This is a genomic window from Flaviaestuariibacter terrae (assembly GCF_054777635.1).
The window spans coordinates 198,323-219,656 of record NZ_BAAHAL010000008.1 but is presented as its reverse complement, the minus strand read 5'-3'; the positions used below and the strand labels follow the sequence as shown (position 1 = coordinate 219,656).

At 55.8% G+C, this 21,334-nt stretch carries 25 protein-coding genes; 2 read left to right on the top strand and 23 right to left on the bottom strand.

The features are described from left to right. Window positions 1-313: 313 nt before the first annotated feature. The 10 genes from ACYU7Z_RS08950 to ACYU7Z_RS08905 all read right to left on the bottom strand — a co-directional run bounded on the left by ACYU7Z_RS08950 (window position 314) and on the right by ACYU7Z_RS08905 (window position 7,212). Window positions 314-811 (bottom strand): hypothetical protein, encoded by a 498-nt coding sequence (locus ACYU7Z_RS08950; RefSeq protein WP_460569552.1) that lies wholly within the window; start codon window positions 809-811, stop codon window positions 314-316. 46 nt (window positions 812-857) lie between these two features. After that, window positions 858-1,142, bottom strand: coding sequence for a hypothetical protein (locus ACYU7Z_RS08945; RefSeq protein WP_460569550.1), 285 nt, complete (start codon window positions 1,140-1,142; stop codon window positions 858-860). A gap of 141 nt (window positions 1,143-1,283) precedes the next feature. Beyond that, window positions 1,284-1,682, bottom strand: coding sequence for a hypothetical protein (locus ACYU7Z_RS08940; RefSeq protein ID WP_460569548.1), 399 nt, complete (start codon window positions 1,680-1,682; stop codon window positions 1,284-1,286). A gap of 70 nt (window positions 1,683-1,752) precedes the next feature. Then, window positions 1,753-2,283 (bottom strand): hypothetical protein, encoded by a 531-nt coding sequence (locus tag ACYU7Z_RS08935; RefSeq protein WP_460569546.1) that lies wholly within the window; start codon window positions 2,281-2,283, stop codon window positions 1,753-1,755. Window positions 2,284-3,011: 728 nt separating this feature from the next. Continuing rightward, entirely contained in the window at window positions 3,012-3,440 is a 429-nt protein-coding gene (locus ACYU7Z_RS08930) for a hypothetical protein (protein WP_460569544.1), read from the bottom strand. Between the two features lie 59 nt (window positions 3,441-3,499). Further along, complete coding sequence (locus ACYU7Z_RS08925; RefSeq protein ID WP_460569543.1) at window positions 3,500-3,985, bottom strand: SIMPL domain-containing protein; 486 nt, start codon at window positions 3,983-3,985, stop codon at window positions 3,500-3,502. Continuing rightward, window positions 3,930-4,259: a hypothetical protein gene (locus ACYU7Z_RS08920; RefSeq protein WP_460569541.1), complete on the bottom strand. Its 330-nt coding sequence runs from the start codon at window positions 4,257-4,259 to the stop codon at window positions 3,930-3,932. Before ACYU7Z_RS08920 ends, ACYU7Z_RS08925 begins: the two co-directional genes overlap by 56 nt. Before the next feature lie 186 nt (window positions 4,260-4,445). Then, window positions 4,446-4,901 carry a hypothetical protein gene (locus ACYU7Z_RS08915; protein WP_460569539.1) on the bottom strand — a complete coding sequence of 152 codons (456 nt, stop codon included), beginning with the start codon at window positions 4,899-4,901 and terminating at the stop codon, window positions 4,446-4,448. 216 nt (window positions 4,902-5,117) lie between these two features. Next, on the bottom strand, window positions 5,118-5,666 hold the full coding sequence (locus ACYU7Z_RS08910; RefSeq protein WP_460569537.1) for an AbiU2 domain-containing protein: 549 nt from the start codon (window positions 5,664-5,666) through the stop codon (window positions 5,118-5,120). Window positions 5,667-5,826: 160 nt separating this feature from the next. Then, window positions 5,827-7,212 carry an ATP-binding protein gene (locus tag ACYU7Z_RS08905; protein ID WP_460569535.1) on the bottom strand — a complete coding sequence of 462 codons (1,386 nt, stop codon included), beginning with the start codon at window positions 7,210-7,212 and terminating at the stop codon, window positions 5,827-5,829. 290 nt (window positions 7,213-7,502) lie between these two features. On the opposite strand from ACYU7Z_RS08905, the gene ACYU7Z_RS08900 reads away from it, so the two are divergent. After that, window positions 7,503-8,255, top strand: coding sequence for a hypothetical protein (locus ACYU7Z_RS08900; protein WP_460569533.1), 753 nt, complete (start codon window positions 7,503-7,505; stop codon window positions 8,253-8,255). A gap of 451 nt (window positions 8,256-8,706) precedes the next feature. On the opposite strand, the gene ACYU7Z_RS08895 is transcribed toward ACYU7Z_RS08900, so the two are convergent. The 13 genes from ACYU7Z_RS08895 to ACYU7Z_RS08835 all read right to left on the bottom strand — a co-directional run bounded on the left by ACYU7Z_RS08895 (window position 8,707) and on the right by ACYU7Z_RS08835 (window position 18,382). Beyond that, window positions 8,707-9,093, bottom strand: coding sequence for a hypothetical protein (locus tag ACYU7Z_RS08895; RefSeq protein WP_460569531.1), 387 nt, complete (start codon window positions 9,091-9,093; stop codon window positions 8,707-8,709). 151 nt (window positions 9,094-9,244) lie between these two features. Further along, entirely contained in the window at window positions 9,245-9,634 is a 390-nt protein-coding gene (gene arr / locus ACYU7Z_RS08890) for an NAD(+)--rifampin ADP-ribosyltransferase (protein ID WP_460572404.1), read from the bottom strand. A gap of 559 nt (window positions 9,635-10,193) precedes the next feature. Beyond that, window positions 10,194-10,805, bottom strand: coding sequence for a TlpA family protein disulfide reductase (locus tag ACYU7Z_RS08885; protein WP_460569529.1), 612 nt, complete (start codon window positions 10,803-10,805; stop codon window positions 10,194-10,196). A gap of 154 nt (window positions 10,806-10,959) precedes the next feature. Next, window positions 10,960-11,238 carry a hypothetical protein gene (locus ACYU7Z_RS08880; RefSeq protein ID WP_460569527.1) on the bottom strand — a complete coding sequence of 93 codons (279 nt, stop codon included), beginning with the start codon at window positions 11,236-11,238 and terminating at the stop codon, window positions 10,960-10,962. Between the two features lie 66 nt (window positions 11,239-11,304). Then, window positions 11,305-11,538: a hypothetical protein gene (locus ACYU7Z_RS08875; RefSeq protein ID WP_460569525.1), complete on the bottom strand. Its 234-nt coding sequence runs from the start codon at window positions 11,536-11,538 to the stop codon at window positions 11,305-11,307. A gap of 109 nt (window positions 11,539-11,647) precedes the next feature. Beyond that, window positions 11,648-13,393: a tetratricopeptide repeat protein gene (locus ACYU7Z_RS08870; RefSeq protein WP_460569523.1), complete on the bottom strand. Its 1,746-nt coding sequence runs from the start codon at window positions 13,391-13,393 to the stop codon at window positions 11,648-11,650. Window positions 13,394-13,507: 114 nt separating this feature from the next. After that, window positions 13,508-13,957 (bottom strand): hypothetical protein, encoded by a 450-nt coding sequence (locus ACYU7Z_RS08865; protein WP_460569521.1) that lies wholly within the window; start codon window positions 13,955-13,957, stop codon window positions 13,508-13,510. A gap of 23 nt (window positions 13,958-13,980) precedes the next feature. After that, window positions 13,981-14,904, bottom strand: coding sequence for an alpha/beta hydrolase (locus ACYU7Z_RS08860; RefSeq protein ID WP_460569519.1), 924 nt, complete (start codon window positions 14,902-14,904; stop codon window positions 13,981-13,983). A 114-nt stretch (window positions 14,905-15,018) separates the two neighbouring features. Beyond that, on the bottom strand, window positions 15,019-15,885 hold the full coding sequence (locus ACYU7Z_RS08855; protein ID WP_460569517.1) for a hypothetical protein: 867 nt from the start codon (window positions 15,883-15,885) through the stop codon (window positions 15,019-15,021). A gap of 22 nt (window positions 15,886-15,907) precedes the next feature. Further along, on the bottom strand, window positions 15,908-16,336 hold the full coding sequence (locus tag ACYU7Z_RS08850; RefSeq protein WP_460569515.1) for a hypothetical protein: 429 nt from the start codon (window positions 16,334-16,336) through the stop codon (window positions 15,908-15,910). Between the two features lie 34 nt (window positions 16,337-16,370). Next, entirely contained in the window at window positions 16,371-16,718 is a 348-nt protein-coding gene (locus ACYU7Z_RS08845; protein WP_460569513.1) for a nuclear transport factor 2 family protein, read from the bottom strand. A gap of 43 nt (window positions 16,719-16,761) precedes the next feature. Beyond that, window positions 16,762-16,944 carry a hypothetical protein gene (locus tag ACYU7Z_RS08840; protein ID WP_460569511.1) on the bottom strand — a complete coding sequence of 61 codons (183 nt, stop codon included), beginning with the start codon at window positions 16,942-16,944 and terminating at the stop codon, window positions 16,762-16,764. A gap of 118 nt (window positions 16,945-17,062) precedes the next feature. Beyond that, entirely contained in the window at window positions 17,063-18,382 is a 1,320-nt protein-coding gene (locus tag ACYU7Z_RS08835) for a hypothetical protein (protein WP_460569509.1), read from the bottom strand. 33 nt (window positions 18,383-18,415) lie between these two features. Between ACYU7Z_RS08835 and ACYU7Z_RS08830 the strand changes: the two genes are divergently transcribed. Next, window positions 18,416-21,166: a PAS domain-containing protein gene (locus ACYU7Z_RS08830; RefSeq protein WP_460569507.1), complete on the top strand. Its 2,751-nt coding sequence runs from the start codon at window positions 18,416-18,418 to the stop codon at window positions 21,164-21,166. The last annotated feature ends 168 nt before the right edge of the window (window positions 21,167-21,334 follow it).

The window sequence follows — 21,334 nt, the reverse complement described above, 5'->3', positions numbered from 1 at the left end:
CCGCGTAGTTCGGAATTACGCTTTGATCGAAGGCGATCCCGTAGCGCTTATTGCCGCATTCGTCGCAGATTAAATTAGCAACCTTGTCTACCGGGAGGATCGGAACGAAGAAAAAATGCATGTACACGCTTTCAACCATCAGGTCGCTCCATGTATCTCTTTCACATACACGACAGGGACAAAGTGTCCTGTCGACTCCAATTGGCGTTTTCGATTGGCCGTATATTAGAAATGTCATATCATTTTCAGGTTTCGGGTGAATGCCAATGGCGCTTAACGACAAAAGCTTTGCGTTCTGGCCGCGAATGAGCCGTCAAAGCTTTATTGCATAGAAAGTCTTTTTGAAGAGGTCGGTATACTTTCCATTGTTCAGGTCACCGCTGGTAAATATCGTCGCCACGTTCTTCGTAACAAGAATTCCGTTAAAGACGAAATTGAAATATCCCTCTTCCTTAATAGACTCTTTGTAGCTGATGATAAACGCTTTTACCCCATTGATCAGCGTATCGCGTTTTATAAGGTCAGTTATGGCATAGCCATTTTGCCGCGACAGGTTTAGCAACATTTCCAATTGGTCTTTGGCGTCCTGGATGCTGGCATTCGGCATCCGGGTTATTGAAAACGCGGTAGGGTTTTGCTTGTTGATGTCGGCCGGGCCGTTTAATGTGTAAACAAGTGTGCCCTGGAAGTCTGCTGCCAGGTGAAACTTTGTGATTGTCGTATCGACCCGGATCGGCTGCGCAGCGCTCTGCGCAGCGACATTTCCACTGAAGGTCAGTCCGAGTAGCGACAGTATGATCGCTGCTTTCATGTTGAGTTTTTCGAGGGTTGTCCGCCGTGTTCCTTCGGTGGACAGATTATGTGCTGGCGATCTTTTTCCGGGCGGACAACAGGTACACTATTCCGGCAATTCCCGAGAAAAACACAAAGGCCAGGCTCCACAAGGTTTTCTCCGCCCGTGTTGCTTTTTTCGAAGTCTGAACTTCATAAATAGTTGAAATTATAAAAACACCTGTCAGCACAGCGGAAAGGATCATCCACACATCGGCGTTGGCGTGATGGAGAATTTTTTGCATGGCGCCGATGATGGTGAATACAAGGCCAAGAATAAAACTTGCGGGTACGATGCGGGACTTTGTCATGCGTTGGTTATCAGGTACCAAAAATAACGAATCTGGAGGAAGCCGATGAACGGCCAAGTGACCGCCATCCCATTTTCAAATAACGCTGGTTGTGGGCACCGTAGGCCGGGTGCGCTAATAGGGCAAGCAGGCGGGAGGAGCCTATCGGTAGGTCGGCTTTGCCCCCGACGCTTTCTTTACCCTTCGGATAACAAACAGGAGGGCCATCGCCTGTACCGCCAGAACGATACCACCGGTCAGGTTCGACGATCTTCTGACCAAATGACTGTTAGTCAGATTCACGTTGTTCTGGTAGAACTGCTCGAAGATGAACGGAAACAGCGCCAGCGAAGCGATGGACAGCACGGCAAACAGCCCGCAGCTCCAGAGCGGCAACGCCTTTTTATAGCGTTGCCAAAGGATGCCCATCCCTATGAAATACAAACAAGCGCCGACCCTGCAGGCCATCTCGCGGTTGCTGTCCTGGATGAAATAGTAATAGGGGAAGGGTGGTGACAGGAAGGCGTATGCCGCTGTAATAAGATAGATGATCAGTCTCATGGTTTGGTAGGAATGGGTTTGGGCCGTTGCCCCGCTATGTTGTCAAAATGCCGGTTGTGCGCCTCATTCGTCAGTACGCAACTTCTTCTTTTGTAGCGATCAGCCGGTTCACCTTCGGCTGCAGGAACCAAACGCCAACGAAGAAGAAAAACACAAGGAGCAGGTTGTTGAAGTAGTCACCAAACGTTACTTCCCGTTTGTATTCAAGTTTTGCCAGCGTCTTGCAGGCGAAGAGGGTTGCCTGCAGCATGGCAAATACCACGTAAAATCCGCCGGCTATATAAATGATGTCTGCCAGGTCGATAGTGTCCGTTGTTGCCGGGTCAACCTCTCCCTGGATTATTGAAAATGCCAGTCCCAACAGGAAGAATGAACCTGTAACAACCACATTTGTTTTAAACAGCCTCAGGTTCATGGGTTTCAGTCCCAATGCCGCGATGCGCTCCTGCCCGTACACCCCGATCGCATAGATCCAAAGGGTAAACGTTATTACAGCAACACTGTTCACGATTTCTTTCAGCGGGCTGGGCGATGTCCAGGCGCCACAAACAGCGACCAGGAGAAACAGTTGCCAATGTTTGTAGGAAAGCAGCTTTTTCATGTTTGTTTTCAGGGTTTAGGTTGTCTTCGCTTGCGCCTAACTACACGTGAATTGCGCACGCCGCTCTAAATTAGGTTACTTTCTACTTTGGGACAGTAGGCGAGCGAAATGCCTGTCCTTCGCTGTCAAGGGGTTTTCCGCCATTTATAAAGCTTCGAAAGATCAAATTCATAAGCTACCTCGACTCGGCCTGGTACTCCTATGATTAGTTCACTACTATCCACAGGGAAGAACTCGATTGTAAAAAAGCCATTATCTCTCTTCGTTATTTCCTTCGTGAGATTCGTCAAATTAGAAATCGCCTTCCTCTTCAAAGGACTATAGATGACAAACAGAGGCTCTACGCCCAATGTATCGTTGCTTGAGCCAATTAATCCAAAGCATCCTTGAATGGTAACAAGTCTAGTCTTTCGATCCATGCTCGCTGAAAAAACGTGGACTTCAAAAGGTGCGGTACAAGTCCAGGCACGCCCCCAAAACTCCACCGAATCTATTTGGTATCGAAAAGCGGTCGCCTTCGGAATGAAAAATTGCTTCACACTGACTTGCTGCCCGCTTGTGCAATTAGCAATGAGGACAATGATACATACGAAAAATACCCGCATAGAAAGTTGATTGTCGAGAATGCACAGCGGACAGGCTTTCCGGTTAGCCTGACAAACGAAGTTAGGTAACCGCTTTGAGAAACGCTGGCTGGCGCACTATGCCCTTAACTGAGTATCCTGCGCTCAGCGCAGCGACCTATCGCCTGCATTCGTCGGCTCGCTCTTCCTGTTGAAAAAAATGACAATCCACCAGATCGTACCCGCCAGCATAAACAATAGTCCCATCCGGCCTCCGAATACATACAGAACAAGCCCACAGAGGAACAGCAGTAAGGCTGCGGTGCTCATTAAATTCTTTTCTTTATCCGCCACCTTCTCATTGATTCTCGAGCCCAGCGCCTGCATGAACTCCTCCGCCTCTTCCCGTGTGTAGCCCAGCTCCAGCAAGTCTTGCTTCACCTCACCCAACGGGTAGCCCCGACGCGTCTTTTCGTCAAATTTGTTGAGAAGATTTTCGTGCATTGGACTCATTGCTGATTCAATTGTTGATTGGAAACAATAGCGCGACTTCAGAAATAAGTTACGCTCGCCCGCGAAGTAAATCCAGGACATTTATCTGTTCTTCGGTCGGTAGCATAACGGACAGTGCCTATCGCTGGCCTGACGGGACGTTAATCTAAGATATAAGTGAGCCTGACCGTAATTCTTGCCGTCTTGTTTTTGCTGTAGGTATCGTTGTTCCCGCCATAACTGTCTTCTTCAATAGAACCTTTGCCGGTAATTTGAAATACACCCATCGAAGCATCTTTTAATTTGCCAAGGCTGCCATTCGCCGTATGTACAATTTTCTGCGCCCGCTCCCTGGCATCCTGCGATGCATTTTCGATCAGGTTATGTTTGAGGCTCGCGAGATCCGAATAGGTATATTGAATTGGATTACCATCGAATTCGATACCGGAGTTGATCAACTCTGATGTTTGATCGACGACATGTTCAATCTTCTTCATCAACACAGGATTTTTCCGGCTGCTGAATGAAACGCTTTGGGTAGCAATGTACCCGTCAAATATTTGTTCAGTCTTTTTAACCTCACCGTTTGATTCAAGGGTAAGTGCGGTAGGATTTCTCGAAGCTAACGCCCCCAAATGCAAATTCATTTGGTTTAATAAAGCCCTTGGCGATAAAAAAATCCTTTACTTTTTCCTTGTCACTATTGATCATCGTGTAAGCATCCTTTGCCACTACTGCTTTTGCCGAAAATTTGCCCGACCAATAAAGTTCATCGGATTCAAAATCGCGGGTTCCGAGACCGACAACAGAAATAGAGTCTTGTGTGGCATTTCTGTTTTTAAACGCAGTGCCTAAAATAAAGGCCGTTATTATAATGGCAATACCCGTTATCACAGGCTTGAGTAATGAGTCCGTATTCATCTTTCTAAAATAAGTCTAAACTACTCTTTTTGTGAAGTGTTCGAAAAGTAAAGAATTTGATTGAAGGCTTGCCGCAGCCGCTGCAAGAAGAAAATGTTGCACCAACGCCTTTTGGGTTATTGAAAAGGCAATTCTCTTTTTCTACGGATAAGTTGAGTCTGGTCTTAATAGGAATAATAGATTCAATCAAAGAGGGTATTTCTGAACGTATTTGTTTGCATATTTATAAAAAAGCTGATTGCTTGTAGCTTGCATGTTAAGCGTAATCTTATTCTTTGGAACAACGAAAGATATTGTCTTACTTGAAATCACGACAGAATCGCCTTCCTTGATATAGTTGGGGTCAACCGGCTGAAAGATGTAAGCCCAGTTGCCCTTTATCAGTCCATAGCAATAATTGTTGGTACAGTAGATGTCCGACCGGTTTGAATGTGCAATTTTAATCTTCAAAATCGTAACTCCATTGTAGTATAGTGGATCATTTATTTTTGAAATAACGCCATTCATTTCCAGGTTGAGTCCTATTACGTAGTCTTTGCGTTCATCATTTAGTTTTTGAAAACGGATGTCAGAAAAGTAAAAAACTCCTATTGCAATTAGCGCAAGTGAACCCCATTTTAATATTTTCTGAAAGCGTTTCATTCTTTGATGTTGTTGTATGCCGGCCGGGGGAAACGTCAACGTCCGGAATTCGGGAAAAGTGGTTTCGAATAATTGCAACCCACTCTTTCATTCTGCGACTAAATCATCTGTGGTTGAACAATCGTTGCTTGCGGCCACGGGCCAGTGCTATGCAGTGGCCAAGAATGAAATTACGAATTACCGGAGTGTTCGGGAGCCATAGCGAAACAGCCCCTGTTAGCGGCAGTCCTTCAAGGCTTGGAGCATATCGTCGAGGGAATTTGCTTTGATTGAGGCTTTTGGGATTGTAGGCAGCCCCAGCTCATTGCAAGTTGTATTTAGGACTTTGATAATTGAAACAACAAACTCATTGATTTCTTTCATATCGATTACGGAAGACTGCCGCGTTAAAAGATCGTTATGGGCGATGTACTTATTTCGAACTTTCGTCAAGCGCTTTGCAAACTCAGAGCTTACGATTGTAGTGAGTTCGTTGTTCTGAGCTTTGATAGCCTCGATTTGGTTAGCAGTAAGAGTTCGGTTCAGAACAGGGTCCGATAGCAGTTTTAAATAGGGTTTCTGGATATGAAAACGGTCGTCTATGTCAATAAGTACCGCAACCTTTAGAATAGCATACTCATCAAGAAGTCTATAAATAAACGCCAACGGCTTAAACCGCTTGGCAAGTTGTTTCTCTGCTAGAATAGAAAACCGATAGTCAATGGCAATTAGCGTTTCAGTAAGCGATGTCTGGAGGTTCGATATTTGCTCTTCGATTTGAGTCATGGTCCTGGATTGCCGTTAACGACTAGGGCTTTGCGCTGTGGCCGAGCTGGAAGATAAAAATTATAACAACTGCTTGCAGGCCTTAGCGCAACAGCCCATGTTAAGCGCAGTGCGGTCAGTTTCTAAGATGACCCCCTGCTTTGGTATATTCCCTAAGCTCCTAACTGTCTAGAATGTGTCCACATAACCTTCCTATAGTTTCTGTCAATGAACTTTCAAACGCTCTTGTTACATCGTCCTGTCCTGTCTTTGCATGAATTAGCTCATGAATTAACGTGCCGGAGTAATCAGCTATATTCTTCAGTGTGGTCCGCGATAGTACTATGGAACTCGTTTTTTCATCCCAACAACCAAGCGTTTCGACGTCCGCAAATAAGTCTTTACGCATTGTCGAAGAAATTCTAATAGATTTTACATTTCTCGGTTGCCCACCAAATAATTCGACAATCCTCGGCGTCAATTTATAGATATCTAACTCTCTCTTGCTCAAATTTTCTACGTCTATAAAATTGAAATCGAAACTGTCATTGTAGTTTGACACGAATTGCCCTATGTCTACAATAGGGTTACCTGATAGATCACTAGAACCTTCAATTTTATACTTCAAGTTTTCAGGAATCGTAATTATTTCATGCCCACTGTTTCTTGCCTGTTCAACCATATCTGGGTGCTGCATTGCTTCCATCGCAGTGACGAACAAGTACTTCCCTTGTTGGTTTAATATTTTTACTGAGTGTTCCTGAACATCAATCCAACTAAGTTCATCATGGGCAGTTCCGCGATTTATGTTAGTCAAATCCTTTGCAAGGACTTCAGCCACCTCTCGAGAAGCCGAAGCCAACAGAACTTTTTTAACGGAGTCGGTATAAGCACTTCTGCCAACATTAGTTCGCTCTCTGTTCAAAGCCTTTTTTATCGCCGCATTCATCACTGTAATGTTGTAGCTAAATAAAAAGTTCTCCTCTTCTGCGACTTTGACGCCGTTGATGTATATGTTCCCATTCTTTCCCTTTTTCTCGACTACTTGCCCCTGTTTTGTTGACTCAATTATGCGCTCGCCCGAAAATTGTAAAAAAAGGTTTTTTGCATCTTCAATATCCTTGTCTGTAGCACCAATTAGTTCGAATTCAGTTCCAATAAATCTGGCATCAGTAGGATCTTCTATGATCGCATGAAGAGTAATTATGTCTTTAAATCCTTCCTTTTCAGACTTCGAAATCGTAATCTGGCTATGTTTTGATTTGGCGATAACTCTGATTTTCTTTCTGTCGAAAGTTGCAAACGCGTCTTTTAATCCAATTCCGAACTTGCCGATTACGCTTGTGCTTTTAAGCTTTTCTTGATTTTCGTTTTGTGTCAAATGGGTGTATTGTATTCCACGTCCGAAGTCACGAATCAGCCAAGAATTTCCATTTTTGAAAATTTCGACACTTTTTGTATTTGTCAGAAGTTGTTCATCGAGTGCGTTTGCGATGATTTCTCTTACAGCATGTGAAGTATCCCAGTTTTCGAGAATCTTCTCAATGTTAAGGTCAAATTTCTTCATTTGGCATGTTTTGGTAATGGTATGTTCGAACATTGTGTTTAGACTCTTCGGCCTACAGACTGTAGCATTGCGCTTAACACATAAATATCCGCAACCAGCTGCACCTACATAACGCAATGAAGCCGCTTTGCGCAAAGCAAAGTACTTGTAAATGTTTAAAACCGTTTACCTACCAGCGCTGAATTTTATCCCCTCCCCAAAAAACTCCGTATTTCTACTATTGTTTTTCTGCACCCTCCATTTTTATCTTCAGGTCGACATTCATTTCTAACCCCTAAATCTTGTCGACTATGCCTTCCCGTTCCGAAACCGGACATGACGTGAACCGCGCCAATTTTGACGGACTTTATGAATTGACCGGCGTCCTGGGCGCCCACTACCAGCCTTCCAACGAACAACTGAAACGCACGGCCCTCGCGCAGAAGGCCGTTGAGGCCCGCGATGCCCTCGACCGCGCCGAGGCGGCACGCCGCGCGTACACCGAAGCGGTCGACCGCCGCGCCGAAGCCTTCAAGGGTTATGGCCCCCTGTGTACGCGCCTGATGAAAAGCCTGCGCAGCTCCGGCGCCCCCGCCGGCACCGTTGCCAAGGCCGAAAGCCTGAACAAAAAGATGCAGGGCACCCGCGCCACGCCGGCACCCAAGGCAGTGGATGGGCAGGAAGCCGCGCAGGCCCGCTCGGTGTCGCAACAGAGCTACGACATGCTGCAGGAGACCTTCGGCAAGCTCGTGGCCTTCCTGGCCGAAACGCCGGCCTATGCGCCCGCCGAAACCGAGCTCTCCGTAGCCACCCTCCGCGCCCGCCACCACGCGATGAAAGCGGCCAACACCGGCATCGTACCCCTGGAGGCAGCGCTCACCGAAGCCATCCTGCGCCGCGATATGATCCTGTACGGTCCCGGCACCGGGATTGTCGATACGGCCAGGGCCGTGAAGGCCTATATCGGCTCCCTCGACAAGGCCAAGGTGCCCGCTGCCGCGGAGGCCGCGAAATTCATTTTCCGCAGCGAAATGCGACGCCTCGAAAAGGCCGGCCTCGCCTGAGTACCTGCTTCAGCCTGACCGCCCCGCCAGCCGCGGGGCTTTTTTGTGCAATCAACGTTCGGAGGGATACAGGAAGGCATCGGGCTGTTACAGGAAGCTATCGGAGCGTTACAGGAAGGGATCGGAGTGTTGCAGGAAGCCATCGGAGCGTTACAGGAAGCCATCGGACCATTACAGGAAGCCATCGGAGTGTTACAGGAAGCCATCGGAGTGTTACAGGAATGCATCGGAGCAGTACAGGAAGCCATCGGAGTGTTCAGCCGAGGCATCGGAGTGTTGGGGGAAGCCAGCGCATCGATACAACAGGCCGTCGGAGTGTTCCGGGATGCCGGCGCGCGGGTAAAGCGGGTCGTCGGAGGGGTACAGCAGGGCTGCGCACGGGTAACATGCGCCATCGGGGCGCCCGGGCAAGCCGGCGAAGCGGTAGCCTCCGGTGCCGTGCAGCCCTGGGTCAGAGCAGCAGCGTCAGCAAAAAGATCACCGCCAGCACCAGCAGGATGCCCGTGATGAACAGCCGCCGCATCCGCGCGGCCTTGCTCTCCGGCACAATGGCGGGGTCGATGAGGGGGATCTTTTCTTCTTCGGCCGGCACTTCGTGCGCCACGTAGCCGGCCGCTACCGACCGGTACTCGCTTTCGGTCTTGTAGGGCGCCACACGCCCGTACTCATTCACCATCCGCGCGGGGATCTCCACGTTGCCGTTGTCCAGTTGCACCGCGTAGCTTCCGTCGGGGTTGACGGTGCTGCTTACGTAGTTGCCGATCTGCGGGTTGTGCGACCGTAATTGGGCCAGGATGGAGACAAGGGTGTCTGTGTTGACCTCGGTTAGCTGATTCATATCCGTGGTTTTTGGGTCATTGGATTCGCTGCGCTTCCGCCGGGAAAACGCCTTTCTAAAGGTACCGAATCCGGCCCGCAAAACGGCTCATGCATACGGTCCTTCACCCGCATCGCAACGACCCATTCGGGATGCCTTTCGATCGCTAGCGCTAATTGATGATCTTCCCCTTGTTACCCGCGAGCCTATCGCGCCATTGCTGCAGCTCCGCCGGCGAGATGCGGTGCCAGTCGGCCAGCTCGCCCGTGATCCGCAGCGGCGCATCGCTTCGGTACGAGCGCGTGGGGTTGCCGGGAAACTTGTTGTCGGTCACGTTGGGGTCGTTTTCGAAGGGCCCGGTCGGCTCCACGAGGTACACCCGCTCGCGGCCGTCACCCCGGGCCAGCGCGGCGGCCAGGCCGGCGCCATTGGGCAGCGCCGTGAAGTAGATATGGTTCATCTGCAGGTCGTCCTGGTAGTTCGAGCGGTTGCCGGCCGTCAGCAGGTCGCCGGGTTGCAGGTCGGCCCGCGTGCCGTGGTAAAAAGGGCCGTGGTCCCGCATCTCTGTGCGTAAGGAAGCCGACAGGGCAGCCGCCTCCGCAGCCTTCGCGTCTTCGCCGAGCGCCCTGTAGCAGTCCGCGAGCTCGGCATGGAGCCGCGCCTCTGCGCCCACCACGGTTTCGGGCGCTGCCTTCCGGGCGGCCTCCAGCGCGGTTTGCAGCCACGCAAGCCGCTCGGCGGGTGCCTCCTGCCGGCGCGCTACATAAAAGGCCGCCAGGTATTTTTCGAGCTCGCTGCTGGCTTCGCGCCAGGCCTGGAGAAAAAGGGCCAATGCGTCGTCGGGCTGTCCGTTCGCCTCGCGGTCCATACCCTGGATACAGAGGCGCACGATCGGGTTGCTGGGGCTGAATTCCATGACGGTTCCGGTTGATGATGGTTGGATGCGAAGTTGCGGCGGCAACGTCATTTCGCAAAGCCCTATGAAAGCTCTATCGTCACGGCCGTTTCCAGGTTCCCGGTATGGCGTCGAGCTGTCGCTCTTCGAAACCGATATCGCTGATGATCTTCTCCGACCAGTTCCTCAGGCTGCTCACCGGGTACAGTACTTTGTCAGCGTTCTGCTAGCGGCGAACAAACAGCGGCTGCTGTTCCTGTTGGTTGAGCCACTGCAGGTAGGCCACCGCGCTTTCGGGCGCCGCTACAACCTGGCCCTTCGCATCCAGCACGATATACAGCGGGAGTTGATTCGTTTGAAAACGCTCCTTGATCAGCGCCAGGTTATCCATCGGTATATCATTTCGCAGGCGCGGGTCTTCTGCCGATTTCAAAACGACCTGCGTCCATCTCGGGTTCGCTGTGCCGAGGAAGGAATACAGGTTGTTCCGTGCATGAAACAAGGCCTTCCAGGTGTTGAAGCTGTTGATCGAAACACTGACAAGGGAAACACTGGCTTTCGTCTTCCGTAAGAGTGTGTCAAACTGCTTCATTTCCCGCATGCAGCCCGGGCATTGGTCCATCCAGAAGTCCAGGATCGTGAGGCTGTCCTGCTCCGGGGAAAGCTCCGTTGCTACGTTGTTGCTGTCCAGCAGATCGATCGCGTCGAACCGCTTCCCGATCATCGGGGCCAGCCGTTTGTCTTGTTGAAAGGCCGGCGCCGCGGGCTCATAATAAACGAACCCTACGGAGATCAGGCTGAGAATAAGGCAGATGATGAAAATGGTTTTCTTACTCATGCAGTGGGTAGTTGGTTAGGTTGTGCGCGGCTCGCCTAAGTTAGCGGAATATTCAGACCGCGAAGTAGGCTCGCCCTTCGCATTGTTCATGCGCAAGCGGTCAGCAGGTAAGAAAATACCGGATCATCAGTTTGCCTTTGTCTCTCCATTTGATTCAGCCCGATTTGAGGGGCTTGCCGCTTTCGTCGCAATCGAGTTGCTGGTTGCTGCGGATGCGCATCCAGTCGCCCCTGATCTCCCGGGCTTCGAAGCAATCCTTCGGACCGGCCTTCCGGATCGTTTTGGCGGCAGCGTCGGGGCCCGCTTTGATCTCCACGTTGCCCGGATCGATCGCCGTCGTTTCGGTGAGCAGGAAGGGCACCCACCGGCTGAATTGCTTTTCCCGCCCCGCTTTTGTCCACAGGTACGTGCCTTTATCCGTATTGACAAGCACGCGGTACCAGCGCCCGAGTACCGTATCTACACGGATGATAAAGATGTCGTAGTCGAGCGCCAGCTGCTAGGGTTGAAACCAGCCCGCCAGCCGCTTGTTCTTAATGATGAATTCGCCCTGCTTGTCCTTGCCGATGGCGATGACCTTCGCGGGCGTTGCGGCATTCGTATCGGTATAGAAATGCAATGTCGGCTCCCGCCCGATATCGATCTTCAGCACACCGGCGCCCAGGGCGGGCTGTGGTTGGCAGAAGGCAGGGAGCGGTGCCAGCAGGAGAAGGCAGCAAAGTAGTCGGATCATAATGAATGAGGAAGGCTTGCGGCCGGCCGATCGAAATTAGAGGTTTAGCCGGATGCATGCCGGCTGATGCGGCACACCAGGCTCCGCAGTCTACTGGGTACCCCGCCGGTCAGAACGCCGAAACGCTGATCCTTTCATCCGCCTTCGCAAAGGCCTTTGCCCACCGGGTCCGCGCCTCTGCGGCGGCTTTTTGTTTTCCCTGCCGGCTGCAGGCGCTGGTCAGCCCCGCGAGGGCCCAGCCGTTGGCGGGGTTAATCCGGAGATCTTCCCGGTATACGGTTTCCGCCTCGGCCGGCTTGCCGGCTTTCAGCAGCACGGCGCCCAGGTAGTGCCGGGCAGGGTGCACCCAGTCTTTCGGCTCGTTGTATTGCATGCTGTCTTCGCGGGCCACTGCCTCCCGGAGCAACGCGATCGATTGGTCGTACGCGCCTTGTTCTTCGGCCAGAATGCCCTGCAGTATCTGCCGGGCCACCGTGCCGCCCACGACGCCCGCGTTGGAGAACGACGGCGCCGGCGCCCGCATCTGTGGGGCCTGCAGGGTAGCTTCCAGTGCGGCGAGCTCCTGCCGCGCGCGAACGAAGTCGTGCTTCCGCGCAAAGGCCAGCCCGCGCCCATAATGCCACAGCAGGTTCGCATACAGGTGCGCGGCGGGCGGCTCCTGCGTGCGCAGCACGTCCGCCCACTTGCCGAAGCGGAGCAGCGTCAGGTAGGGCGTCATGTACAGGTATTGGGCGTAGATCCCCATGAAGTCGGGAAGGTCCTGCCAGCTGCTGTCGAAGGCCCGGCGGCAGTCGAGCGATGCGGCGAGGGCTTCGCGGTAGCGGCCGCCCATGTTGGCGCAGGTTGCCTGCATATGCAGGTTGTGCACGAGGTACAGCGGCGCGTTGTTCTGCACCGGCGGAAACAGGCTGGCATAAGCGGCATAGCTTTTCACCGCCTGCTCGTTTACCGCCACGCCCTCGTTGTAATACCCCGCCCGGATGTAGATATGCGAAGGCATATGCACCACGTGCGCCACACCCGGCATGAGCAGCGGAAGCTTCCGTGCGCCTGCCAGCGCGCGCTCCGGTCGCGCCGAGGCTTCCACGGCGTGCACGTAATAGTGCACGGCGCCGGGATGATCCGGAACCCGTTGCAGCACACGTTCCAGCGTTGCCACGATCTCCGCTGTCCAGGGTTTCGGCGCGAAGCTGTGTGTATACAGGTCCCAGGGATGCTGCAGCATCAGGGCATCGGCATAGAGCGCAGCGGCATCGGCGCTCGCCGGGAAGCGGCGCTGCACGGCCTTCATGGCGTCGGCATACTGCTGGTTCAGCTGCTCCCGCGACTGCGTCGTGTCTTGCGAGTAGCGCTGCTCCATTGCGCCGATAAGGGCAGCTTCCACCGGCGTCAGGCCGGCGCTCAGCGCGCGGGCGCGGCGCACGGCAGTCAGTGCGTCGGGCGAGGCGCTGTAGCCGAAGTCGTTGATGTTGGGCCCATAGGCGAGGGCTTTACCCCAGTAGCCCATGGCGAAGCTGCTGTCGAAAGAGATCGATCGTTCGAAGGAAGCGAGGGCTTCGATAATGTGGAAGCCGTAATACATATTGATCCCCTGCTCGAAGTAGATCCGTGCGCTGTCGTTCATCGCCGTCACGGGCATCCGGTAGGATCCCCAGCCGTCGAGGAGGGGAATGACGTTGGCGCTGTCGGAGAAATCGATCCCCGCGGCACCCGGGCCGCAGCCGATGGCAAAGCGTTTCTTGTAGGCGGTCAGGGCGGATTCCTGTTCGCCGGGATTCGGCGCGGAGCGATGCCGGGTAAAGGTAAAAGCGGCCGTAAGCGAAAAGGCCAGCAGCAGGAGAAGGAGCATTTTCATATCGAAACGTGGTTGGTGAAAGCCTGTTTGTTCCGCTACAGTTTCCTGTTCCCCGGGCTTGTGCGAAAGCCCTGGGTAAGGTAGCTCAATTCCGGCGATCAACCACAGACGTGCTTAGGCCGTCAGGTCCGACAGCAGGCGGTCGTGCTCCTCCTGCCAGGCGGCGTCGCGCTCGCCCTCGGGGGTATCGTACAGATGAAACACCTGCTCCATTCCCCAGGCCGAGCCCTTCATATACGCCAGGCCTTCGTCCTGCTCCTTGCAGAAATGCGTATGAACCATCAGCCCGTAGATACCGAATGTAACGGCAAAGGGCGACGACTCGCCCAACCGCTCCAGCGTGATGCGGGCTCCACTGGCATTTTCTAGGTCGCAGAGGATCGTTCCGCCCTCGGAGCCGGCCCTGCCGATCGTTTGACCATTATCGTAAGGCTGCCAGCCGGGAAGCTCGAGGAGCGCTACCGCCGGCGCTTCGCGGCGGGTCGCTGCCGCGCCGGTCGATGTGGATGCCCTGGGGTCTCTCGGGGCCGCAAAGAGCCGGAGTATTCGTTGGATAGGATTCATTCGCGGGTAAAGCTACAGCACTTTCACGGGAGGAAGGCGTCGACCTCCCTTGTCCACGGAGCGGCATAGAGCCGCAGGTAATTTTCGTGTCCGGCTTCGGGGAAGGTCACGAGCTTTTTCGGGCCCTGCAGGGCGCCGTAGATCGCCTCGGTCTCGGAGCGGAGCACTTTCACGTCGCGCCCGCCCCACAGTAGTAATACGGGGCAGCGTACCGAGCGGGCATAGGTTTCGGGGTTGTGGGCAAATGCGTTGAAGCCGTTCTCCACGCCGCCCCAGAACAGCAGCAGGTTGGCGAGCGGGAAGGCTGGAACGCCCTGCATCGCGAAGCGGTTGCGAACAGTCTGCTGCATGCTGCCGAAGGGACATTCCAGGATGGCGCCGCGCACGGGGAGTGAATCGACCGCCAGCGCGCGCAGGGCTGCCGCCGCGCCCATCGAGGTGCCGAAAAGATAGATGTTGGGATCGCGCTGCCGCAGGAACCGGTATGCGGCCACTACATCGTCGGCTTCCTTGTAGCCGATCGTGCACTGGTTGCCACCCGAGCCGCCGGCGCCGCGGAAGTCGAGCAGCAGCGTGCTGTACCCAAGCCGCCGGAAGATGCGGGCCTTGTCGAGCATCCCCGCCCGCGATCCGCCATAGCCGTGCAGCAGGAGCACGGCTCCTTTCGGTGCCGCCACCGGTATCCACCAGGCCTCGAGCCGCTGGTCATCCTGTAGTTCTACGGTCTGGCAGGCTGTATCCGGCACAGCCGCATTCTGTGGCCGCGGCATCCGCACGCCCGTCAGCGCCAGCGACAGCTTCTGCCCGGCCGACAGGCGCTCGCCGGTCTTCGTGGTCGCATCGGGGTCGAAGTGCGTGAAATGCCAGGCATGCATTGCCGCTATGCCGTTGAGGACAACGAACAGGATAAGCAGGAACCAGAGAAGCTTGCGGTAGGAGCGGCGCATGGCCTAATGTACGGAAGTAACGGCGGCTGCGCACGCCGGGGTGAACGAACAGCACGGCTGGTTTGCATCTGCAGGCAGCAGGAAGCCGCGCTGCAGCGGTCGCCCTATTGGTCGCTACCTCGAATAGGCAAAGTGCAGCGTCGCTTTGGGCAGCCCGCTTTGCTCTTCCTCCACGCGGCGCAGCGTGTTGTCGTCGTTGTAGAAATACCGGATGTCGGTGACGAAGTCCTCCATCTGGCCGGTACGGAAGTTCTTGCGGTACGTGCTGTAGCGCACGCGTGTGCAGTGGCCATCCGTGTAGGTCCACGTATAGGTATACCCGCCTGAGAGAAGCCGCAGCTCCAGGGCGCCTCGCTTCTTTTTCCGCTGAAACACCTGCACGGGGAAGTTTGGGTTGTCGTAAACGATGCTGTCGGGGAGGCCGTCGGCAGCCCAGTACACGGAGTATGCTTCCTCCTTCCAGCCGGCAGCGCTGTGCTGAGACCGGGTCAGGCGCCCCGCGCTGTTGTGGCGAAGCAGTACTGTATCGCGCCCGATCCGGCCGGAGTCGCCGGAGCCCGTCCAGGAGTAGAAGTGCCAGGCGGAATCCCCTGCATAGCGGCAAAGCAGCTGCATAAAGCCGCTTCCCCGCGCACTACCGTTCCTCCATTGCAGCAGGCGGCCTTCTTGATCGTAGGAGCAGGTATCCAGTAGCGAAAAGACGTTGCCGCTATTGTCCGTACGGTTGCTGTATGCCCTGCGGGAAAGCACGGCGCCGCTGCTGTCGAGCAGGCTGGTTACGGGTGAGAAGAAGGCGGGCCGGCTGCTGCTTTGTGTTTGCACGACCCGTCGGATCCCGAGCTGTCGCATCAGCGCGCGCGTGTTTTGCGCCGTATCGCCGAAGCTGATGCCGCTCACGCCCATAGGCAGGCCAAGGTCATAGGGTACCTGCGCGAAGGCCGCTGCCGGCAGGAGCAGGAACAGTAGAAGTACAGTACGCATGTCAGTTGGTTGGGGCGGCTCGTTAATCGACGTAGGTGGCCCACCATTTCTCGTCGAAGCTGGTATTGCCGTCGTCATTCGAATAGGGAAAGGTGTATTGCAGCTGCTTCTCGGCCAGCGTATGAAAGCTGTTGACCACGATGGCATCCGTGCCTTCCGGGAATTCCTCGCTGGTTACCACCGCATCGAAGGCCACGGCCCAGGCCATCGCATTCCCGGATTGCACGCGGTTGTAGAATTCCTGTTGCAGCTGCCCGATCACGAGCTCGCTGTCGGGCCGCTCCTCGCCGTCGTATACCGTCAGCGGCACCACTTCGCCACTGACGTCGATATAGGCGCCGAGCGGGAAGAACTCCCCGTATTTCTCCAGCAGGTCGGCGCCGAAGCCCACGAGGTATTGCAGCAGTGTATTGAGGTCCTCTTCCACCCGGGCAGCGTTGTTGGTCGTCATGCGCTAAAGGTAGGGCGCGCCGGTATGCGGCGCACTACTCGTCCTCGATCATCATCTTCGACACGAGCCCGTCGCGGAAGCTGTAGATATGACGCACATATCCCTGCCGGAGCGTATTGCCCGCATGGTCTTTCACATGATGGTGCACATGCACGATGAGCCGTCCGTCGGGGAGCTGCTCGGTGTCGCCGGCGGTCAGCACCGGGTCGCGCTCGTTCCATTGCCGGATCCAGTAATCACGTACCGCATCCCGCCCGTGCAGCCGGCCTCCGTCCCAGGAGTTCGGCCAGTCCACATCGGGTGCCAGCAGCGGCAGCAGCTTGTCGATGGCGCGGCTGTTGAAGTACTGGTAGGCCGCGTGCAGGATTTGTTCGTTGATCATAGCAGTAAGTTACGAAGCGGCCGGAAGCGGCTCTCCGGCAGGGTTATGATTTCGCTGCCTGTTCGATCTTCGCCGGCAGCGCGCCCGGTCCCAGCGTCAGCGGGCTGTTCCTCGGATGCTTCGCCGGCAACGCCGGCAGCTCGGGCTTATAGCTGCTGAGGAGGGCCTGCGAAAAGGAGGGGAGCACGCTGCCAGGTGTTGGCACACAGTATTGCCCGGGTTTCATTGGCCGTGGTTTTGCTGATTGGGAATGTGCGAAATCGGGCCCGTGGCGCGGGCGGCACCGCCGGTCCAGGCAGCCGGGCAAGGAAAAGAAAACGAGTCATATGGGATAAGATATGCGCTCAGAGGCGGTATCCGATCCCTGCCTGCGTGGTGCTGAAGGTGCCCTTGAAGGTGTACTCATGGGCAAAAACAGCCGCCGGCTGAAAGGAGGCCCAGACGATAAGGCGCTTCCACTCTACATCACCCAATACGCGTACACGCTGTGTGAACCGAAGAAGCGACTTATTCTCGAGCTCTCGTATTTCAGTGCCCAAGGGTGGATTGGGCCGGACATAGTAAGAACGGTACTTGTTATTGAACAGGAAAAGCAGGTCGCCTCCTCCCGACAGGTTGACTTTGATTTGTGACGTCGAAAGGACCCGGAAGCCGGCATACAGACCTACGGTCATAATGGAACGCGCCTGGAAGCTGTCGAGACGGCTGGAATTGGTAGTGTCGAAACGGCCCGCAGCCTGAAACGACAGAAGCGAGACTTGGGGAAAAAGGAAAACGCGTTTCAGTTTCGGGCTCAGGCGAAATCGGTAGCCGGCACTGGCGGTGAACGATGACTGGATATTGAGCGGAATTTCGAGGGTTTTATCAGGCGAGCTGATCTGCACGTCGTTATGACTTAGCCCCAGCAGCACGATAAAACCATCATCGGGATTTTTGCGTCGGCGGTACAGTGCGTCTCCACCCTCCTGATGTTCGATCCAGGAAGCGATTGCCGTTTCTTCGTACAGCAGGTGACCCGGGTCTTTTCCAAAAAGGAGCCACAGCTGGCGGCGGAAGATCCCGCTTTCATTCACCGTGCTCGTTTCGGGGTCGATCCGCAGCGATTGTTTCAGTTCGATCAGCTCACCTTCGCCGTCCGCATAATAGAAATTAGGGCGCAGGGCATCGCGGTATACATAAAAGGTGATCTTTCCGGCGTGTGCAAAGGCCCGGACAAAGGCGCTTACGGGTTCCTTTGTTTCGGCATGGCTTTGCGCTTCGCTTTCCCGCACCACCTGGAGGGGGTTGGTCATCCGGGTGCCCTCGAACGAGCGGTACACTTCCGCACTGTCGATCGCAAAGCCCCGGATCGACGATGAACGCAGTTTTTGTTCCGTTCCATTGCTGACAAAGTGGATCTCCGCCGGGCTGTACTGTTGCAAACGGTAGTTGGGGAAGGTGCCGTGCACCGTGTCGCCTGTAAGCCTGATGACATAGCCTGTCGGTTGCGCGGATGCGGAAAGGCCAAGGAAGATTGCCCCCAGGGCAATGAGGAGTGGTTTCATGGTTACGCAGTTGATTTGGACGGCGAAAGTAGGAAAGCCCTTCCTTATTACGCACCGGGTTCCGTTGCCGCGGTTCCGCCAGTCTTCCCGGCCCCTTTGTTTCCCGTACCCGGCGTACATTCGGGGCGGCCGGGCTCCGGTCCCCACCTTTCCATGACGCACGAACCCGGACACGACCAGCAGCACAGCATAGCCCTCGGCAGGGGCAGGATCGGCCTTGTTCTTTCCGATTTCAACTGGGCGGATTCCCCACTCGGGCCGCCCGCTCAGTGGCCCGCGGCCTTCCGGGTATCGCTCTCCAACATGATGCTCAGTGCCTTCCCCATGGTGCTGCTCTGGGGCCCGGGGCTGCTCGTTTTTTACAACGACGCCTATGCCCCGACGCTGGGCGACGATACGCCGCACGGCGCACGCATTGGCCGCCCCGGCCCGGAAGTGTACGGCGACGCCTGGGAGCTGGTAGCGGAAATGGTACAGCAGGTCCTCCAAAAGGGCGAGACCATCTATCATGAAGACCTGCCTTCGCCAACGCTGCGCCATGGCCGCATCGAGGAGATATTCTGGACATCGAGCCTGAGCCCGGTGTATGGCGACGCGGGCACCATTGAAGGCGTCCTGGTGGTTTGCAAAGAAACCACCGAAAAAATCGCCCGCAGCCGCAACCTGCTCTACCAGGTCAACGCGGCACTGGCCATTTTAAGTGGCCCCGACCTGCTGGTCGAGGAAGCCAACCCCGCCATGCTCCGTCTCTGGGGGCTGGGCCCCGGCGTGCTCGGCCGCCCGCTGGCCGAAGTGCGTACCGGCACCTCCGACCAATACATGGAGGAGCTGCGCGAGGTGTTCCGAAGCGGCAACACCGTGCGTGGCTTCGAGGTGCCGATCTCGTTTCACCGTCCGGGCGGGGCGATCGAGAGCTTCTACTGCAACTACGAATACGCGCCCTATAAAGATGCCGGCGGTAATGTCACCGGTGTCATGGCGCTTGCCTACGACGTTACCGAACAGGTGAAGGCGAAGCGCGCGCAGGCCATCGCCGAAGACGAAGTGCAATCGGCCATCACCGCCGCCGACCTCGGCTACTGGCACGTCGACCCGCGCAACAATTCGCTGCGCTCCAACCGCCGCACCCGCGAGCTGTTTGGTCTTCCTCCCGAAGAGGAGCACGTGCAGCTCGACCTGGCCATCGCCGCCATCCACCCCGACGACCGGCAGCGCGTGGTCGATACCATCCAGCGCACCCTCAGCGACCCGAAGTGCGCCAACTACGATATTGAATACCGGGTGCTTCACCCCAGCGGCATCCGCTACGTCCGCGCCCTCGGCAAGTGCTATTATGATGAGGAAGGAGCGGCCGACCGCTTCAGTGGAACCATCCAGGATATTACCGCCAGCATGGAGGCCGAGCAGTCGCTGCGCGCCTCCGAGCAGCGCTTCGGCGCGGCCATCGAGGCCGTGCAGGGCATCGTCTGGACCAACAGCCCCGACGGGCGGATGACAGGCGAGCAGCCCGGCTGGGCCGCGCTCACCGGGCAAAGCCGCGCCGAGTACGAAGGCTTCGGCTGGGCCAACGCCGTTCACCCCGACGACGTGCAGCCGACGATCGATGCCTGGAACGAAGCCGTGCGGCAGAAGAGCAAGTTCGTGTTCGAGCACCGCCTTCGCCGCGCCGATGGCGAATACCGCACCTTCCATATCCAGGCCATTCCCGTGCTCGCCGCCGACGGCTCGATCGCCGAATGGGTGGGCGTGCACACCGACATCACCGAGCAGCGCCGCACCGAGGCGGCCCTGCGTCATAGCGAGGAGCAGCTCCGCCAGCTGGCCGACTTCCTCCCGCAGATTGTATGGGCCACCGATGCCAACGGCTACCACGATTTTTACAACAAGCGCTGGTACGAATTCACGGGCCTCACCTACGAGCAGACAAAGGGCGAGGGCTGGGCCCACCTGCTGCACCCCGATGATGTGGCGCGCACCCAGCAGGTGTGGCATCACTGTCTCTCCAGCGGCGAGCCCTACGAGATCGAGTACCGCATGCGCCGCGCCGATGGCGAATACCGCTGGCTCCTGGCCCGCGCCACGCCCATCCAGAACGAGGACGGACATATCGTGCGCTGGTTCGGCACCTGCACCGATATCCACGACCAGAAGACATCGACAGAAACCCTCGAGCGACTTGTTGCCGAGCGCACGCGCGAGCTGCAGCGCTCCAACGAAGACCTCCTGCAGTTTGCGCACGTAGCCTCGCACGACCTCAAGGAGCCGGTGCGCAAGATCGCCACCTTCGAAAGCCGCCTCAGCCACGACTTCGCCGAGGTGCTGCCGGAGCGCGCGCGGAACTACCTCGAAAAGATCCGCCTCTCCGCGCGCCGCATGTATACGATGATCGAAGGCGTGCTGCGCTACTCCTCGCTCAATGAAGGAGAGAACCGCCAGTTCGAGCCTGTCGACCTCAACGAGGTGCTCGCGCAGATCCGCTCCGACCTCGAGGTGCTGATCGACCAGCAGGGCGCCCGGATCGAGGCAGGGCCGCTACCCGTGGTGTCCGGGCTTCCGACGCTGCTCTACCAGCTGTTTTACAACATCCTCAACAACGCCCTCAAGTTTGCCGACAAGAACCGTCCGCTCCTGATCCGTATTTCTGCGGAAGACTGCGGCCCCGGACTCGCTTGCATTCGCGTGCAGGACAACGGCATCGGCTTCGAGCCCGAGCAGGCCGACCGCATCTTCAAAACCTTTACCCGCCTCAACTCCAAGGACAGCTACGAAGGCACGGGCCTCGGTCTCGCGCTCTGCCAGAAGATCGTCGACCGCCACGGCGGCTCCATCCGCGCCGAAGGAAAAAAAGGCGAGGGCGCCACGTTTTTCATTACGCTGCCGAAAGGGAAAGGTTCTCAGGGTTAGTTTAGTTTTTGGTTCGAAAGGTTAGGTTTGAATGCTTCGGTCAGTTGCGATTCAATGGTCGCTCCAACCTTCAGAACCTCCAGAACCTCCAGAACCTCCAAAACCTTCAGAATATTCCTCGGAAAAATCCCATGATTTCCTGTTGATTTTCCCATGGCGGCGGCCTCC

Coding starts and splice junctions, on each gene's coding strand:
- ACYU7Z_RS08845 (WP_460569513.1), bottom strand. CDS start 16,718: ATGATCAACGAACAAATCCTGCACGCGGCCTACCAGTACTTCAACAGC.
- ACYU7Z_RS08850 (WP_460569515.1), bottom strand. CDS start 16,336: ATGACGACCAACAACGCTGCCCGGGTGGAAGAGGACCTCAATACACTG.
- ACYU7Z_RS08920 (WP_460569541.1), bottom strand. CDS start 4,259: ATGAATACGGACTCATTACTCAAGCCTGTGATAACGGGTATTGCCATT.
- ACYU7Z_RS08905 (WP_460569535.1), bottom strand. CDS start 7,212: ATGAAGAAATTTGACCTTAACATTGAGAAGATTCTCGAAAACTGGGAT.
- ACYU7Z_RS08935 (WP_460569546.1), bottom strand. CDS start 2,283: ATGAAAAAGCTGCTTTCCTACAAACATTGGCAACTGTTTCTCCTGGTC.
- ACYU7Z_RS08840 (WP_460569511.1), bottom strand. CDS start 16,944: ATGAAACCCGGGCAATACTGTGTGCCAACACCTGGCAGCGTGCTCCCC.
- ACYU7Z_RS08860 (WP_460569519.1), bottom strand. CDS start 14,904: ATGCGCCGCTCCTACCGCAAGCTTCTCTGGTTCCTGCTTATCCTGTTC.
- ACYU7Z_RS08900 (WP_460569533.1), top strand. CDS start 7,503: ATGCCTTCCCGTTCCGAAACCGGACATGACGTGAACCGCGCCAATTTT.
- ACYU7Z_RS08895 (WP_460569531.1), bottom strand. CDS start 9,093: ATGAATCAGCTAACCGAGGTCAACACAGACACCCTTGTCTCCATCCTG.
- ACYU7Z_RS08835 (WP_460569509.1), bottom strand. CDS start 18,382: ATGTACGCCGGGTACGGGAAACAAAGGGGCCGGGAAGACTGGCGGAAC.
- ACYU7Z_RS08885 (WP_460569529.1), bottom strand. CDS start 10,805: ATGAGTAAGAAAACCATTTTCATCATCTGCCTTATTCTCAGCCTGATC.
- ACYU7Z_RS08875 (WP_460569525.1), bottom strand. CDS start 11,538: ATGATCCGACTACTTTGCTGCCTTCTCCTGCTGGCACCGCTCCCTGCC.
- ACYU7Z_RS08870 (WP_460569523.1), bottom strand. CDS start 13,393: ATGAAAATGCTCCTTCTCCTGCTGCTGGCCTTTTCGCTTACGGCCGCT.
- ACYU7Z_RS08925 (WP_460569543.1), bottom strand. CDS start 3,985: ATGAATTTGCATTTGGGGGCGTTAGCTTCGAGAAATCCTACCGCACTT.
- ACYU7Z_RS08945 (WP_460569550.1), bottom strand. CDS start 1,142: ATGACAAAGTCCCGCATCGTACCCGCAAGTTTTATTCTTGGCCTTGTA.
- ACYU7Z_RS08930 (WP_460569544.1), bottom strand. CDS start 3,440: ATGTCCTGGATTTACTTCGCGGGCGAGCGTAACTTATTTCTGAAGTCG.
- ACYU7Z_RS08950 (WP_460569552.1), bottom strand. CDS start 811: ATGAAAGCAGCGATCATACTGTCGCTACTCGGACTGACCTTCAGTGGA.
- arr (WP_460572404.1), bottom strand. CDS start 9,634: ATGCGGGACCACGGCCCTTTTTACCACGGCACGCGGGCCGACCTGCAA.
- ACYU7Z_RS08940 (WP_460569548.1), bottom strand. CDS start 1,682: ATGAGACTGATCATCTATCTTATTACAGCGGCATACGCCTTCCTGTCA.
- ACYU7Z_RS08830 (WP_460569507.1), top strand. CDS start 18,416: ATGACGCACGAACCCGGACACGACCAGCAGCACAGCATAGCCCTCGGC.
- ACYU7Z_RS08910 (WP_460569537.1), bottom strand. CDS start 5,666: ATGACTCAAATCGAAGAGCAAATATCGAACCTCCAGACATCGCTTACT.
- ACYU7Z_RS08855 (WP_460569517.1), bottom strand. CDS start 15,885: ATGCGTACTGTACTTCTACTGTTCCTGCTCCTGCCGGCAGCGGCCTTC.
- ACYU7Z_RS08915 (WP_460569539.1), bottom strand. CDS start 4,901: ATGAAACGCTTTCAGAAAATATTAAAATGGGGTTCACTTGCGCTAATT.
- ACYU7Z_RS08865 (WP_460569521.1), bottom strand. CDS start 13,957: ATGAATCCTATCCAACGAATACTCCGGCTCTTTGCGGCCCCGAGAGAC.